We start from the raw sequence: 16,981 nt of genomic DNA, 5'->3' as shown, positions 1-16,981 counted from the left end.
GGGTCGTTTTAAAGTCTAAAAGCACGTATTCTAAAGTCTTGAAGAGGCGTTTCTGAAGTCTAAAACCGAAGCTATCATTTCTGGTCTAGCCCCTGGATGCTCTACATCCAGCCCTTAGAACAACCGCATCCAGGGGCTAAAACGACCCGTTCCAGGGGCTGGATGCGCCACATCTAGGGGCTGGACGGACATCAAAAGTAAAGCTATTACAACGCAAAAGCGAAACTATAACAAGACGAAAGCAGCACTATGACAGTGCGAAACCGTTCCTATCCCGACCAAGAACAACTCCACCCTGACCCTCCCAAGGGAGGGGGTAATCCTGTCCTTTTTCTATCTGATTTCTACTTTAATTGATTTCTATCAAAAGAATGCCTCATGGCCGTAGGCGGGTTTTCACTGTTTTGGTTAAAAAAACATCGGTTCCATCAGCGATTTCGTGACTTATTCACTTTTTTTTGTGTTCAAAAATGTCATTGGCGTACTCATACTTTTAAAAATAATTTAATAATTATTTGTATATTTCGATTATAATTCATAATTTTGCATAGATATACGCTAACAATGTGTAACAAATATACCTGTTTTATAAAATACTAACTTTAATTTTACGCGTATGAACAGAATTCGATTTCTACTTTTAACGCTGGTAGCATTGCTATCAGGCCAAGGCGTCATGGCTGATGCTTATTTGGCTGACTTCAACACGAAGATTGAAACCAGCGATCATGCTTTCCAGGTGGCTTCCAACTGGCGGCACATTGTCAGTACCTACACAAGTAGCTACACTGACGATGAAGTCTATGTCAGCTATTCCTACTCGTCGTCAGCGGGCGTGGATGGAAGCGGTGCCTTGAGTTGCAGTACTAACCAAAAAAGTAACAGCACCTACGACTTGCTCGTAACGCCTGTTGTGAAGGGTACTGTGAAGATTGCTGCAAAAGGGACTGCTTCTTATTATACACCGCTTCTTGAATTCTATAAAATCAATGAAGATGGTGCTGGCAATCTGACGCGTGGCGACAAGATTGCTGTAGATGTAACAAGTCTGACGAGTAATGCTTTCACCGAGTTCACTATTCCTGTTGACGATGCCGGCGAGCGTATTGGTATTCGCAGCTCGTATGTCTATCTGGATAATTTCTCGGCAACCGAAGCCGTGATTGTTCCCGAAAGCAAGATTAAGATTGTTTCGGCCGTTCCTTCTGCCACCAACGGTACCATCTACTGGGAGCAGCAGGCCAACGGCAAAGTGCTCGTGAAATATACCGTGACGGTAGAGAACACGGGCGATGTGGATTTGAAAGAGGGCGATGAGAACTTCAGCGTCTCTATCTTCAACCGTAGCACGGGCTTTGTCTATAGCACAGTGTCCGTTCCCCAGGCCCTGGCTGTTGGTGAAACGTCTGATCCTTTTGAGGTATCAGCCGAGGTAGATCCTACAATCTGGCCCAACACCTATACCTATATTAATATGGACCTGAAGGAGAACCTGTTCGGAACGGTTGTTCAGCGTACTCAGTCGTACTGGATAGCCTACGAGCCAAAGTTCGTTTTCCGCAAAGCCAACACCACCTCGACCTCAAGCATCGATGCTGCAGAGAACTGGGGCGTCATCAAGGAGAGCACCACGAAGGAATATGAGATTGCCAATACGGGTACGGCTCCGCTGATGATCAAGAGCATCACTCTGCCTGCGGGCTTCACCAGTGCCAATATGCCGGTGATTCCAGAAGGTGGACTTGTTATAGAAAAGGGAGGCAAGCAGCTTCTGAGCATCACGCAGGAAGCTACAGCCTTTGGTGATTTAGGCGGCAATCTGGTCATTGCCTATCTTGACAAGGACAAAGCCGAGCAGACCTATACGCTGCCTTTCTCTGCCAATGTGATCAGCAGTAATACGTGGTTTGCCGATTTCAATGGTGAGGGCAAGTCATCGGCGGTGACATATCCCGCAGGTGTCGTTGCCGAGGGCGGTATTAATACTGACTATAATTATTCAGAAGGCAAGTATGACATCTTCTTGAAGGGTCGCACTGGCAGCAGTTACGCTACGGAAAACAATCGTTTTATAACGCCAAAGCTGCACGCTGCAGCCGGCGAGAAGTTGTCGTTCAGTGTGAAAGGCGTCAGTGGTGACAATTACTATGCTAAGGTTTATATTTCTACCGACCGCAAGAACTGGGGCGAGCCTGTGGCTTACTTCACAGCAGCCGAGAAAGAAGGTGCCGAGGCTATCGGTTCTTCTGACTGGGTCAGCAAGTCGGTGACCTTCCCTGCCGAGGGCGACTACTATGTGGCCTTCGCACTCTATGGCGAGTTTAAGATTGACAACCTGGTCGGACTGACCAAGGTGGATGTGGCTCACGACCTCTATATCAAGAGCGTCAGCTGGCCCGATGCTTCAGTGAAGAGCGGAACAGCACTGCAGAAGCCCAGCCTGGATGTGATTCCTCTGACCGATGAGATGGCCAGTGCCTACACCGTGAAGTACGTATATGGTGAGACCGTTCTGGCAGAGGCTACACCTGTAGCTCTGACAGCCAGCGCCACTTCGTCGAAGTCGTTCTCGTTCTCGTGGACGCCTGTTGTCGAGAACACCACGACCTACGAGGGCACCAAGGTGGTGATAGATTTCGGTGGCGGCGTGAAGTTCGAGAGCGAGCCTTTCGACCTCACCGTGACCAACGAACCTATCTTCCACTTCCTGAACAGTGTTCCCACTTCTAAGTGGTATGAGCCCAATGACCGTACGCAAGCCATCACGTTTGGCAAGACCAATACGGCCGATACGCAGAACTTCGTTATCTTCAACTGGGGACCAGCACCTCTGACCGTGAACAGCATCTCGCTGCCCGAGGGCTTCACCACAACAGCTCAGTTCCCCATGACGGTGCCTGCCTTTAATGGTGAGAATAGTGGATTGGCTACTGCATCGCAGGCGCTCGACATCACATTCTCTGCCGAGACAGCCGGCTCTTACAGTGGCGATATGGTCATCACTTATAGTGGCGACAAGACCTTCACGCTGCCTATCAGCGGCGTGAAACTGGATCCTACCAAGTTCTATGCCAACTTCGGCGCAGAGAGTAATCAGTGGCCTGCCGGTTCTGTCTATCAGAGCAATGTCAGCACTACTTATGTGGCTACGGGCAACTATGCCATCAATTCGTCGAGTTCCACCAACAACCTCTTTATCACTCCAAAGCTGACGGCTACTGCCGGCGATAAACTGATGTTTGATGCAAAGATCTATAGCGACAGCTGGAACGAGGGTAAAGTGGTGGTTTATGCCGCTGCAACCCGCGACGAACTGGTGAACTTTGATCCAGAGAACGATACTCGCACACCATTGTTCAGTGTCAGCGGTAAGGATGAAGAGAATCCTCTGACCACCGACTTCCAGACCTTTGAGGTGTCATTTGCTGAGGCTGGCGACTATTATGTAGCCTTCGAGATTAGTGGCCGTTCTTATGTTGATGAGATCTATGGTCTGAAGCAGGCTGCTGCCGTAGCTCACGACCTGACCATCGTTTCGAGCAACATCCCTGCCGAAGCCATGCAGAACATAACCAAGACGGCTACCGTCAATGTGCTGAACCTGGGCTTGGCCGATGAGCCTGCCGAGGGCTATACCGTGACAGCCTATGTGAACGGTGTGGCTGCTGGCACAGGCACTACGGTGACTATCCCCGCAACTCACAAGCTCAGCGATGCTGGCACTGCACTCTCTGTAGGTTTCATGACATCTAAGGTTGGTACCTTCCCCGTCTATGTAGAGGTGAAGGCTGGCGACTATAAGGTTGCTACTGCTCCTGTTGATGTGACATTCGTTGCAGAAGAGGCTAAGGCTGAGGCAACTGCCGAAACAGGTGGATTCTCAACGAGCGTACCATTGAACCTCAGCTATTATAATAGTGAGTCTGTTTCTCTGTTCACTTCTGCAGTGCTGTCTGGCTCTTATGGCTTGTCAGATGGTGCAAAGATCAAGTCGATCACCATCAAGGGCTACAAGACAACAGATGAGACTAAATCAACATTTAACGTGTGGTATGAGTGGACTGATGACGCTGCGCAGGAAAAGCCTGCTGATGGTCTTTATAACACAGAATCTCTCACGCAGATTGTTGCAGACAAGGAAATGACTTGGCCTAAGCTGGGTTCTTCTTCTGAGCCAGTTGACTTTATTACGCTGAATTTCGCTGAACCTCTTGTTTACCATACAGGTAAATCGCTTCGTCTGCTGATGCGTTCTAATTCTGATCAGTGGAAGTCAGCAAGCTTCGAGGCTGGTACTTCGGCAACCAACAATCTGGCATACTATCACCAAAATGATACCCGGACTACGTTTGAAACAAATAGTTGGTCATCGTCTGCTCTGCCTGTGCTCCATATAGCTTTGGAGGTAGCTCCTACTACCTATTCTGGCACGGTGAAGAACGGCAAGGGTGAAGCTCTGGCTGGTGCCACTGTCACACTGACCAGCAACGATGGTGCTGGTGTGCAGTACACGGGAACAGCTGATGCAGAGGGTGCTTACAGCATTAACGTCATCCAGAACGGACGTACTTACGATGTAGAGGCTGAATATGACATTTACGAGAAGGAAACCGTTGCTGACGTATCGTTCGAAGAGGGCAGTCTGACAAAGGATTTCGTGCTGAAGTTCGATCCTTCTAAGCAACTGGTTAATGGCGACTTCGAGGGTGAGTATTCTGTATATGCTACACCCAAGAATGACCGTGCTATCTATCAGCCTGCAGGCTGGAATGTTGCCTACGAGAATGGTGAGTCGAACGATATGACGGCGCTGAACGCCAACTGTCAGGCATGGAACAACTTCCAAAACAGACCACAACCTGAAAATGGTGGTGCCAACACCTACTGGACGCGCTTCCGTTGGGGTAACAGCGAGAACCTGACACTCTCGCAGACCGTGAAACTGCTGCCTGGCGATTACCGCCTGATGGCAGACGCATTCTTCAATGGTGCTGGCGGCGCTTCTGCAACGATCAGTGCTGCTGGCGTCAGCAAGAATGTTGCTGGCAACAGCACTTGGAGTAACTATGCTGTTGACTTCACACTGACCGAGAAGTCAGACGTTACGATCAGCCTGAATATCAAGCAGACGGCTGCCAACGAAAACGTTGTTGGCTTCGACAATGTGAAGCTGCTCTTCTTGCTTGAGGCTTCTAAGGAAGTGCTGACCAACGAGATTGCTAAGGCAGAGGCTCTGAAGACAGCAACACGTACAGAAGGACTTACCGCATTCGATGGTGCTATCGACGCTGCTAAGCAGTTGCTCACTTCCGACGATGCCGCTGCTGTAGATGCTGCCGTTGAGGCCTTGAAGACGGCCGAACAAACCTTCCTCGTTGCTAACCTGCCTCTGCAGGAGGGTACTTACTATGTTTACAATCCGTTCTCCGAGAAGTTCCTCAGTCGTGGTAGCTCTCATGGCACTCGTGCCGTGGCCGACGACTATGGCGTGGCTGTCAACGTGACGGTTGACATGACCAATGAGACCTACAAACTGCAGTCGTTTGACAATGGTCTGTACTATGGTGACGACTACTGGATGTATGCAGACTGCTCTGGCGACCGTGTTCGCGCTTATAAGCTTGAGAGAACACAGAACGGCTTCTACCTGCACAACAGCAGTCGCGACGTGGCCGACAACCGTCTCTATGTTTACACGAAGGACGATGCCGACAAGTGGGCTGTGGCTGGCAATGCTATCATGGGCGAAAATATCTCTGATGAGGCTCAGGCCGAATGGCAGTTCTTGACGAAGGATGAGTACAATACATTGATTGCTGGTCGCGAGGCTGCTGCGATTGCTGCTGCCAAGACTGCTGCCGGCATTGCCAACGATGCCGAACTGGTTGAAGGCGAGGCTAATGAGCTGACCTTCGCTGCTGGTCACGGCTGGACACAGACCGTGGTAAGACCACAAGACAATCAGCCCGCTACCAATGATAACGGTACGGAGATGTGGCAGGCTACGGGTTCTTATACACAGACCGTAGAGGGTCTTGAGAAGGGACTTTACAAGGTGACCATGCAGGCCTTCTATCGTAATGGTGGCGCTGAAGAGTGTGTAGCCCGTTATGAGTCTGGTTATAACACCGTACAGGCTTACCTGGATGCTAACGGCAACAAGGTGCAAGTGAAGAGCTGGGCTGCCGACAAGGGTGAGGGCAATGATCCTAACTCTATGCAGCAGGCTAAGGCTAAGTTTGACGAGGGTAAGTACCTGGTTGAGACCTTCGCTTATGTAGGCGAGGATGGCGTGCTGAACCTCACTGTCAACAACCCCTCATTTGTTGGTAATGGCTGGTTCATTATTAATAATGTGAAGTACGTGAAGGTCATCGACAAGGCTACTGCCGACCTGAATGCTGCTAAGGATAGTCTGCTGACTGCTATCAATGCAGCCAAGGCTCTGAATGCAGATGACTATACCGAGGCCAGCGCAAATGCTCTGAGCGACGGTATTACTGCTGCCGAGACAGCCCTGAATGCTGCTGAGGCTACGGTTGCTTCGCTGACTACGGCTAAGACCGACCTCGAGGCTGTGGTTGCCGCACTTGTAACAAAGGCTGCTGCCGAACTGGCTGCTGCCAAGCAGGCTCTGTCTGATGAGATCGCTGCTGCCAAGGCACTGAATGCTGACGACTATGTTGAGGCAAGTGCTAAAGCATTGGCTGACGGTATTACCGCTGCCGAGACTGCCCTGAATGCCGACGATGCGACCGTAGAGTCGCTGACCACCGCCAAGGCTGCTCTCAAGGCTGTGGTAGATGCACTGGTGACAAAGGCTGCTGCCGAGCTGGCTGCTGCCAAGCAGGCTCTGGCCGAAGAGATTGCCGCTGCCGAAGAGTTGGCTAAGACCGACATGGGAACAGAGGCCAATCAGGCACTGGCTACGGCGATTACTACCGCCAAAGCTGCTCTCGATGCTACTGATGCTACGGTAGAGTCGCTGACTGCTGCCAAACAGGCACTGATCAGTGCAGAGGATAGCTTTAGAACGTTGATAACTGGTATCGCTAATATCAAGGCTGCTGTTGAGGCTGGTAAGGTTTACGACCTGAGAGGCCGCAAGGTGACAGGTGCATTGAAGAAGGGTGCTGTCTATGTCATCAACGGCAAAAAAGTTGTTTTGAAGTAATACGATAGGGTAGGCGTGATGCCTACCCTATACCTGAACAGAAATCCACCGAGACGTCTTACTTGATGTCTCGGTGGATTTCTGTTTAAAGCTATCAGTATCTGGTAGCCGTACTCGGCTTTTTTGCCTTGCAAACAACTAAATGCGCAATCACCATCCCCTCTACGGTGACGAACATCGGCGTCGATGCCTTCTGTATTTATAAACTCCCATATTGTACTTTTGGTACACTCTTATTCAGTTCACTGAGACGATACTCTTTCAGTCGTACGTCATAATAGTCATTGATATTGTCAATGCCAATAATGGTAGCTCCTTTCACATCTCTAAGCAGTCTCTTTACTAAATTACTACCGATAAACCCGGCAGCACCAGTAACCAATAAGGTCTTATCATTCAAGTTTATCTTATCCATAATTTGTGAAATTCGCTAACTTTGCATAGAGGAGCCGCTGAATAATTTTTCTTTCACGATTACCCCAAAGGTTTTAAATATTAACGCCAGGTCATAAAAGAAGTTATGCTTCTCGACATATTCCAAATACAACCTTATCTTCTCCTGCATGATGACCTCTATATAGTATTTTTCCGGGTCTTCAGTCTTTTCCAACAATTCATTCTCGTTAAGAAATTTAATAGACGCAGGATCGGTGATACCAGGGCGGACATCCAGCACGTGCATCTGCGCGGGTGTCCAGTAGTTCACATAGTGGCGAACCTCCGGCCGCGGCCCCACCAGACTCATGTCGCCCACAAAAACATTGATGAGCTGAGGCAGTTCGTCGAGCTTGAACTTACGGATCAAGTAGCCGGAACGCGTGATGCGAGGGTCGCGGCCACCAATCGTAATAAGGCTTCCCGTGTCAGAACCGGCTCGCATGGAGCGGAACTTAAAGATACGGAAATCCCTGTTGTACCTTCCTACACGTATCTGGCGATAAAACACCGGTCCCTTTGAATCTGCCTTAATCCAAATGGCAAGAACCAAAAAGAGGGGACTTAGCAGAATGAGTCCAAGTCCGCTCGCGACTATATCGAATAATCTTTTCACAAATTCTTGATGATATCTACGAAGTTAGTTATCACATAGTCCACTTCCTCGTCGTTGAGACGGGTGTACAATGGCAGTGTTATCTCATTTTCAAACAGATGGTACGCATTCGGATAATCAGCAATACGAAAGCCCAGTGCCTTGTATGCCGTCATCATCGGCAGTGGTTTGAAATGTACATTCGTGGCAATGCCTCGTTCTGCCATCTGCTCCATCACCCGGTTCACCTCCTCGCGACTTTTACCCGGCAGACGAACCATATACAAGTGATGCGAACTACAATGCTCTGCATCCTTGTGATTCAGCAATACCACATTCAGGCCGTCGAGTGCAGCATTGTAGCGAGCCACGATCTGCTGTCTTCTCTCCAGCATCTTGGGATAACGCCGCATCTGCACCAAGCCAAGAGATGCCATGATGTCCGTCATGTTACATTTATACCATGGGCCGATGATGTCGTATTCCCACATTCCGACCTTTGTTTTGGCAAGGGCATCCTTGTTCTGTCCATGCAGACTGAACAGTTGGGATATCCTGTATAGCATCTCATTCCAGGTTTCACCTTCTTTCTTGGGTACAATCGGCATATAATCAACATCAGTCGGTACAATATCATTCCCGAAAGGCAATCTCCATGTCAGAGCACCCCCCTCAGCAGTAGTGAAGTTTTTCACTGCATGGAAACTGAATGCACTGAAATCCGCAATGGCTCCAGCCATCTTTCCTTTTCTTACAGCACCAAATGCATGGGCGCAGTCTGCCACTACAACAATCCTGCCTATCTTCGCCTGCAGCGCATTGGCAGGTCTGAACAGGCTCTTCTTCCGCTCTACAATCTCATACACCCTGTCATAGTCGGCCACGATGCCTGCTATATCCACCGGCATAATCACCTTGGTTCTCTCCGTGATAGCCTGCTCCAACTGCTCATAGTCCATCTCAACATTGTGCTTCTGGCTATCCACCATGACCAACCGGCAACCCACATGTTGTGTAACTGAGGCCGTAGCCGTATAGGTGTATGCCGGAACGATTACCTCGTCCTCTGGTTGTACATCCAGCAAATGAAGCACCATTTCCATAGAAGCTGTTGCCGAACTCAGGCAAACGGTTTTGGCTGTTCCAACGTATTCTGATATCTGTGCTTCCAGTTTCTTGGTTCGCGGCCCTGTCGTAATCCATCCAGACAATATAGCCTCTCTTACTTCTTTAGCCTCCTCCTCACTCATATCGGGAGGAGAGAAAGGAATTTTCATCGATTTCATTTTTGTTATATAACGTTTCTTTTATCTTAATTTAATAATCAAGCGCTATATTCCCACACAGAACGTACTGCCACATGCAAAACAGCTAAAGGCAGAAAACAGATGCCTCCAAAAAGCATCAGAACCGAACGCCAATGTCTGAATAGGATGCCGAGGTGTGACAGCATCGTATAGTCACGGAACTTCACCATTCGTCCCACCAACAAGACCATTTCACTTGACAACCTGTAGGAAAGCAGGAGGAAATCGGCAAACCCCACCTCTCGACACTTATATTGAAGATAGATGAAATTGCCTTTCGACATCTTGCTGCCCGAGCAGGTCTTTCCTTTCGGGTTCTGCCGATAGTAGGCACCTTCATAATCGCGCAATTGAGCCACACGCACACCGTGGATACCGCTCACGTCAAGCAGGAAATCCCAATCTTCGCGGTAACGGATTTTCTCGGAAAAGGTCAATCCGAGCGAACGCAAGAAATCCATACGATACATTATGGCGTGTGGCGGATAAGTAAAATCTAAGCCCCAGCGCGTCAGCATTGAGACATGAAGCGAAACGAAGATGCGCGTCTTAATGGGCGTATGCTTCATAAAGACAATCTCGCGGTTCTCCCTCTCGACAAAGTAACTCCACTCCATGAGCGAGACGTCCAACTGACGCTTCGTCGTATGCTCCAATTGCCTGGCCAATGCCTCTGGATGCAGGAAGTCATCGGCATCGAGGAAAATCACATAGTCGCCAGATGCAGCCTTTAGGCCGACATTCCGTGCCGTGGCAGTTCCTCCATTCTGTTTTGAAACCAGGCAAAAGCGAGGGTCATTGACCATAAATGAATGGACTATTTCTGCCGAGTTGTCTGTGGAACCATCATCGACAATGATGCACTCGAAGTCGGCATAGGTCTGGCTTTGAACATATTTCAACGTTTCAGGCAAAAATTCGGCCTGGTTATAGCAAGGTATGATGATGCTAATCATTTCCATTACACGCGATAGGGGCCTTTCACCTCATACTGTTTAACATACTTCATCTTCTTATATGCATTTCCAAACATATTCATAATCACCCAGAATATTGCCGAGATAGGATTCATTTCCTCTGCAACACGGAACAACGGATAGTGGGCCAGAATGCGATCCCATAACCTTTTTGGGGTAATACTGCCATCACGTCTACGATATTTACCAAGAATCTCTGGCAGCAGATAACAATCAGCCCTACGGATCACTTTCAGCCACAATGCCGTATCATTATTTCTCTTAATATCTTTTATTTGAATAAGACCAACTGCCGAAGCATCATACATTACAGAGAGACATCCTGGCCAGCAACACGCAAATACATCAAACTTCTTCACGTGTTTTTTACCGCTTACATGGATGCCAAGTTCATTACCATGTAGGTCTATCTCAACATATTCATGATAAGAGAAAACATATCCATTCTCTACCATAAACTTGATTTGTTTTTCTAATTTTGTCGGTTCCCACAAATCATCACTGTCAAGAAAAGCAATCCAACGCCCTTTTGCTTTTCTTATTGCCAAATTACGGGAAACTGCAGCTCCAAGGTTGGAACCATTCCGAATGAAACATATTCTGTTATCATGTTTTTTTGCTTCCGAAACAATCTCAACGGTACTATCGTCTGAACAATCATCGACTATTATCAGCTCCCAATACGGATACGTCTGGGCCCGTACTGACCTTATACTCTCTTCTATAAAACGCCCACATTGATATGAAGGCATAATGATTGACACCAAATTATTATTGTCCATTAATAGAAGGTTTTCAATATGAAATTGATTGCTGCCTTATTGAACTTAAAGTAAGAGTCTGACGGCATCTTAGATGTAGAAACCCCTCCTGTCGTTTTTATTTCAATCGAAGGAGCGTACACTACCCTCATTCGCTTTCTTCTGATGAGTTCTGCAAGATATATCTCTTCACCATAAAGGAATATTGGATAATCTATCTTTGGATAGATTCTAAAGAAGTTGGTGGTGAGTATAATAATGGAGCCATGACCTGCATAAATATCCATCATTGGGTACACCACATTCTTCCCTTTGTTGGCATAGTAATACTTTGTATAAATACTATAGAATAAGCTATTGTACGTTAGCTTCAGCAAAGATAATTTCCACCGTTTATATCTATTTATAATACTCGGATTAAGATTTCTTTTGAACTTTTCGGAATAAATACTCGGAGCAACCCATGCTACGTCGTCTCCTGCTTTAAAGTCTTTCAGCTGTTTGATGGTTTCATCTTCAAACTGTAAATCCACATTAGAAATGATTATATAGTCGTATTGACTGACATCTTCAAGGTTGTTAATGATAGCCTGAGCTCCACCTAAATATCCAAGGTTTTGCAGTTCGACCTGTTTTACCTGTATAGCTTTATATGCGCCACAATCAACGACCTCTTTTGAGGAAGAATTATCTGCTATTATTACATCCAGTTGTAAATCACCCTCTACATTTGATGCAGATTTGTCAACCGACTGAAGATAGTTGCATAGTTCCCCGTATGAATTATAGTTCACACAAACGATCAATAGTTTCATTTTGTAAGAATATTCTTTTTAATAGAAAAATCAAACATCATTAAGACCAGCAAATACAGCTCCACATAATTAATATCACCTTTAAACATGGATATCAAGTAACAAATAAAGAGTACCGCAACGTATGGGCCAAGGCTTTTGTCTGAGATATCACTCTTTTTAATGTATTTCAGTATCATTATATTATAATAGAGAATGATGCTTAGTCCGATTAACCCAGAGTAGAAAATTTGCCTATAGAAGCCAATATCAACATTTTTATAGTATTCGAAATCATCCACCTTATAATGAGCATCTCCTATAAATAATGTTTTATCCTCAAATTTCGTATTTATTAGCCATTTTAGCAAATGCTCTGATTCTGAATTTTCAGTCATATTTCCAAATAATTTCATCTGCCATTCAAGCATGTCGTCTGGTAAAAATGTCAGAGCAAGGTGAATTGTTACAAATGCGCTCAAGGAAATCAAAATGGTTGTTCTGATGACATGGCCATTACGTTCTTTCGCATGATAAAACAATACCAGAGCCAATCCGAGTACAATGGGAACGACCGCAGTGCGTGCTGTCATAATAGAAACAATTGATATGATATTATAGCAAACGATATAAATAAAAATACTTTTGCTGTGATATAATACGTATGCACACGAAATCAAACCAAGCGTGCAAGATGTCAAAACACCAAAGTATACGGCATTACCAAAACCGATGATTCGTGAAAAGTCCGTCATATCACTTGTATCCATATAATTATCGGAACTAACTTGATACACTTTCATTTCTACTATATTACTAACTATCTCAGCAAATGAAGGATTAAACTTCAAACAGAGAGCTAATAAACTTTCAAATGCAACCACTATTGTGATGATTTTACACAGGTCAAGGAAAGAGCTTACTAAGCTTTTGGCTAAATGGCAAAGAAAATAAACTTCAAAAAACCACAAGAGGAAATTCTTGATATATGCGAGATAAAGCATTTCGTCAGACCCGTTAATGACCATTGTGAAAAGACCCCATAAAAAAAGTAGAAGTGCGACGCCAAATAGTTTAATGTACTTTTGCAACTTCTGGTATGTTACCTTGCTTTTTTTGTCTGTAAGGAAATAAATAAACCCAGGAACAGCTAACAATGTCTTCGCAGCAATAGGTATTGCTAGCAGTTGGATGTTATAAATATATATCAACAAGCATATAATTAGCAATATGTATCTGATCATCTTTGTCATTCTAAATGGCGTCATAAACACTTTTTTCTTTGCTTGCTGTTTTTTTCCAGTCAAACACTTCATTTAAAGGCTGTTCAACAGTATGATGAAGCAAATAATTTATACGAGTTGATATTTGACTAACAAAACTATCATCCAAATCAAATACATTGTCTTCACCTGCCGCTTCTTTTATCCCCCCAACATTACTACCAACAGCATTTGAGCCACAAGCCAATGCCTCTATCACTACGAGAGGCAACCCCTCTTTTTTGCTTGGAAGTACTAAAACGTCGATACAATTCATCATTACAGGCATTTCTTCTGCAGGGAGGTTACCCCAAAAAACGCATGGCAGATGAAGGGATTCCACCTCACTCTCCACTTGTGGTTTTAAAGGGCCATCACCTATTATCCAAAAAATCAAATTGTTTTCCCTATTATCCATCACAGACTTGAAAATAGGTGGCAATGATAGTGGATTCTTTACATCTAACAATGCACCACAAAAGGCAACTACTTTTTTCCCGTCAGGCACACCTTTTGTTTTTCTTAGTTTTTTCTTTTCTTCAACACTATAGCAACAGAATTTACTACTAATCCCATTATACAGTATTTCACTCCGAAAACTGTCTGTTATCGTTGTGGCTTTGTCACATAATGCCTGTGACACAAAAAAATTGCAGTATGCATTATTAAGCAATAACTTTGTTTGCGCAAAAGCCAATTTGCTTTGGAATGGATGCGTGTGTATGTCTGAGCCATGCCAAGTTATACAATATGGTATATGATAGAGTTCCTTTGTTTTTTGTGCTATTTTGCCAGCTAAACCAGAATGGACAGACAGGAAATCATAGTTGCGCATTTCCTTTGCCATTCTACATATAAACCGATTCAGAAAATAGGGAGGCAATCTAAACCATTCTGTTATGATATGTTCCAAAATGGATTTGCGATACCACAATATGTGATAAGTTATTCCATCAAGAATGATTTCTTTTTTCCTGTCCTGTTTATTAATATTGCGTAATAAGCGCAGATACCATGGAAGGTATTTTGTAACGATATAAACATCTATGACGTAATCTGATATTTTACTTAAATACAAAACCCGATTGCGTACGGAGTTGAATACACCGTACTGGGCATAAATATCCGATTCAAATATTATCGATATACGTTTTTCCATCCAGCAATATAACTTTCCTTAATGACTTTCAGTTTCAATATAAAAAAAGACAAGAATGAAAGTTTTTTCCTATTTCCTTCCAAATAATTCTTTGCGCCTGCAAAATCATTAAAGGAATAATAGACCGACAACAATCTTTTCATATTCTCGACCGCTACCTTCTTTCTCAACTTCGCATTTCGAACTCCCGTTATTCTTTCCGCATAGTCCATGAAAAACAGTCTTACTTGGCAGACATTATCAGCAAAGTCCAACGATTTTTGCAAATCTGCGCTATGAGAAGCACTTTCAGACTGCAGCCGATACACGCCCAAGGGTTCTGCGATATAATGGATTTTACCCTTCAGACTCAGATAGAGCCATATAGGATAGTCGCCCATCAGCCAACCACCGGGGGCTATCGGTCTAATCTCATCCCCAAACCGTTTCCTCAGTTCCTCCCTGAATAAAACGGTTAAGGTCGTTATTCCATTGAAACAGATAATCGACTCGAAGTCGCATGTCTTGAACTTTCTAAGCCCCACAATGTCGTCGCCGCTGCGAACCGCAGCTTGCGAGTACGACATGACATAATCGTCATGCTGCTCAAGGAACTGAACTTGCCGCTGCAGCTTTTGGGGACTCGTCCAGTAATCATCGCCCTCGCATAGCGCATAGTATTTCGAGTTTTCCTTCCATGCTGCAATATACGGCATGATCGACTTATGTATGCTGTGGTGATTGTATTTCAACCACAGCACAACAAAGTGGCAATTCCGGTTTTCCTTATGCCGGGCGAAACAAAGCACGTAGTCGTCTGTTTCTTCGTTACGTACTACAGATTTGTCTTCCAAGTCGAAATGTTCCTGCAGATATTGGCGGATGACTTCCGGCTCGCCGTCGGTACTGGCATCGTCAATAATCGTGCAGACAAATGGGAATGTGGTCTGCTGCATCGTGAAGCCATTCATGGCATCCTCGATATAGGGTGCTTGGTTGAAAGTGACACACCTTGTGCAGACCATCCATTTAAAAGCCCCCCTGTCCCCCCTAATGGGAGGCTTGTGCGTCGGATTTCCCCCTTCAGGGGGGGCAGGGGGGCTTTTATATACAGCAAGCATCGTTTTCATCTCTATGTATTCCGGGTTTCTTGTCAGCTGGCACAACACCATGAAGACGGCGGCCCCCGTTACTATCTGTAGCGGCAATATCACCCAATAGCTTACAGGAAGATACTTGACGAAAAATACGCTGACGGCTACAATGGCGGCAACCAGACAAGAAGGGGCAATGTCTTTTACCTGCATCCACGAACTATAGCCTATCAGGCGGCCTGAATAATACGAATTAAGGAGATATGCCACGACTCCAACGGCAAGATTCACATAGAGCATGGGCATAATTCCCCAAAAGACGCATACCGCAAGAGGAATAAGGCCAATCAGCTTTTTGACGATTTCCAGACCGAGGAATAGGTCGCTGCGTCCTTGCACCTGCAGCATGTTTAGGTTGATGGCATGGAGCGGGTAAAGCGTACTGCTCAGACAAATCAGCGGGAGATAGGTCGAAGCCTCATGCCATTGGGGGCCAATCAGACAATAGAGCATCGGTTCCGAAATGGCTGCAAGGAAAAACATTCCCGTGGCAGTGACAAACATCGTGACCTTGATAATGCGCCGATAAGCAGAGACCATACGCTGCCTGTCGTCCTGGATATTGCTGAGTACGGGATAGGTGACGCGCTGGATGACAGCGGTCAGGTTGCTCGAAAACAGCGAGGAGAACTGCTTGGCACGGGTGTATTGTCCCAATGCTCCAGGCGTGTAAACCTTGCCCACGACCATTTGGTACGACTCTTTCCACACCGAATCAAGCACTCCGCTCAACATCATCTTCCAGCCGAATCCGAACAAATCGTGAAAACTTTCCATCGAGAAGCGCAGTCCGGGTATCCACCTATTATATATATATAGCAGCATGGTGGTCACGACCTGTGAAGTGAGCTGCTGGGCTACCAGCGACCATACGCCAAAGCCCGTCAGCGCCATGCCAATGCCTATGATGCCGCTCAAAGCAGTGGCTGCAATCGTAATCTTCGTTTGCGTCTTGAAGTCAATGCGCTTGGTCAGGCGTGTCTGCTGCACCATGCCTAAGGCACCGATGATCAGACCTAACGACGATACCCGCACCAAAGCCGTCAACTCGACGCGCCCGAAGAAGTCGGCAATCAACGGGGCACAGAGGAATATCACGGTATAGAGCAGCAGGCTCATCAAGAGGTTGCAGATGAAGGCGGTGTTATAGTCCTCCTCGGTGGCATCCTTCTTGCGTATCAGTGCTGTAGTAAAACCGCCATTGACCAATGCCGTACAGACAACGTTGACGATGCCCACCAGTCCCAGCAGACCGTAGTCGTCGGGCGACAGCAGACGAGCCAGCACAATGCCGATGACGAACTGCATGCCATAGCGGGCGGCATTGTCCAATGCCGACCAGCCCAAGCCCTTCACCGTTTTCTGTTTCAGCGATTCAGCCATC

Annotated in this window: 9 protein-coding genes and 1 pseudogene; 1 reads left to right on the top strand and 9 read right to left on the bottom strand. The window is 46.2% G+C overall.

Annotation, left to right across the window (positions count from 1 at the left end):
* Positions 1 to 616: 616 nt before the first annotated feature.
* Complete coding sequence (locus L6472_RS11535; protein ID WP_237805234.1) at positions 617 to 7,174, top strand: choice-of-anchor J domain-containing protein; 6,558 nt, start codon at positions 617 to 619, stop codon at positions 7,172 to 7,174.
* A gap of 235 nt (positions 7,175 to 7,409) precedes the next feature.
* Here the strand turns inward: L6472_RS11535 and L6472_RS11530 are convergent.
* The 9 genes and pseudogenes from L6472_RS11530 to L6472_RS11490 all read right to left on the bottom strand — a co-directional run.
* Positions 7,410 to 7,589 (bottom strand): annotated as a pseudogene (locus L6472_RS11530) (NAD-dependent epimerase/dehydratase family protein); the annotation flags it as partial.
* 15 nt (positions 7,590 to 7,604) lie between these two features.
* On the bottom strand, positions 7,605 to 8,225 hold the full coding sequence (locus L6472_RS11525; RefSeq protein ID WP_237805232.1) for a sugar transferase: 621 nt from the start codon (positions 8,223 to 8,225) through the stop codon (positions 7,605 to 7,607).
* On the bottom strand, positions 8,222 to 9,490 hold the full coding sequence (locus tag L6472_RS11520) for a DegT/DnrJ/EryC1/StrS aminotransferase family protein (RefSeq protein ID WP_237805230.1): 1,269 nt from the start codon (positions 9,488 to 9,490) through the stop codon (positions 8,222 to 8,224). The genes L6472_RS11525 and L6472_RS11520 overlap by 4 nt, the downstream gene beginning before the upstream one ends.
* A gap of 38 nt (positions 9,491 to 9,528) precedes the next feature.
* Positions 9,529 to 10,473 (bottom strand): glycosyltransferase family 2 protein, encoded by a 945-nt coding sequence (locus tag L6472_RS11515; RefSeq protein WP_237805228.1) that lies wholly within the window; start codon positions 10,471 to 10,473, stop codon positions 9,529 to 9,531.
* A complete protein-coding gene (locus L6472_RS11510; RefSeq protein ID WP_237805226.1) occupies positions 10,473 to 11,270 on the bottom strand; it encodes a glycosyltransferase family 2 protein in 798 nt (265 codons plus the stop codon). Before L6472_RS11510 ends, L6472_RS11515 begins: the two co-directional genes overlap by 1 nt.
* Positions 11,270 to 12,064, bottom strand: a complete 795-nt coding sequence (locus L6472_RS11505) for a glycosyltransferase family 2 protein (RefSeq protein WP_237805223.1) — start codon at positions 12,062 to 12,064, stop codon at positions 11,270 to 11,272. The genes L6472_RS11510 and L6472_RS11505 overlap by 1 nt, the downstream gene beginning before the upstream one ends.
* Positions 12,061 to 13,359, bottom strand: a complete 1,299-nt coding sequence (locus L6472_RS11500) for a hypothetical protein (protein ID WP_237805221.1) — start codon at positions 13,357 to 13,359, stop codon at positions 12,061 to 12,063. The genes L6472_RS11505 and L6472_RS11500 overlap by 4 nt, the downstream gene beginning before the upstream one ends.
* On the bottom strand, positions 13,298 to 14,464 hold the full coding sequence (locus L6472_RS11495; protein WP_237805219.1) for a glycosyltransferase: 1,167 nt from the start codon (positions 14,462 to 14,464) through the stop codon (positions 13,298 to 13,300). The genes L6472_RS11500 and L6472_RS11495 overlap by 62 nt, the downstream gene beginning before the upstream one ends.
* Positions 14,443 to 16,980, bottom strand: a complete 2,538-nt coding sequence (locus L6472_RS11490; protein WP_237805217.1) for an oligosaccharide flippase family protein — start codon at positions 16,978 to 16,980, stop codon at positions 14,443 to 14,445. Before L6472_RS11490 ends, L6472_RS11495 begins: the two co-directional genes overlap by 22 nt.
* Position 16,981: the final 1 nt, after the last annotated feature.

It is taken from the genome of Prevotella sp. E13-17, from assembly GCF_022024035.1.
Classification (GTDB): domain Bacteria; phylum Bacteroidota; class Bacteroidia; order Bacteroidales; family Bacteroidaceae; genus Prevotella.
Note: the sequence above shows the minus strand (reverse complement) of the source record. Positions and strands in the feature narration are given on the sequence as shown.

Excerpts from the sequence above, each read along its gene's own strand:
- L6472_RS11535 (WP_237805234.1), top strand. The coding sequence starts at position 617 with ATGAACAGAATTCGATTTCTACTTTTAACGCTGGTAGCATTGCTATCA.
- L6472_RS11520 (WP_237805230.1), bottom strand. The coding sequence starts at position 9,490 with ATGAAATCGATGAAAATTCCTTTCTCTCCTCCCGATATGAGTGAGGAG.
- L6472_RS11515 (WP_237805228.1), bottom strand. The coding sequence starts at position 10,473 with ATGGAAATGATTAGCATCATCATACCTTGCTATAACCAGGCCGAATTT.
- L6472_RS11510 (WP_237805226.1), bottom strand. The coding sequence starts at position 11,270 with ATGGACAATAATAATTTGGTGTCAATCATTATGCCTTCATATCAATGT.
- L6472_RS11505 (WP_237805223.1), bottom strand. The coding sequence starts at position 12,064 with ATGAAACTATTGATCGTTTGTGTGAACTATAATTCATACGGGGAACTA.
- L6472_RS11500 (WP_237805221.1), bottom strand. The coding sequence starts at position 13,359 with ATGAAGTGTTTGACTGGAAAAAAACAGCAAGCAAAGAAAAAAGTGTTT.
- L6472_RS11495 (WP_237805219.1), bottom strand. The coding sequence starts at position 14,464 with ATGGAAAAACGTATATCGATAATATTTGAATCGGATATTTATGCCCAG.
- L6472_RS11490 (WP_237805217.1), bottom strand. The coding sequence starts at position 16,980 with ATGGCTGAATCGCTGAAACAGAAAACGGTGAAGGGCTTGGGCTGGTCG.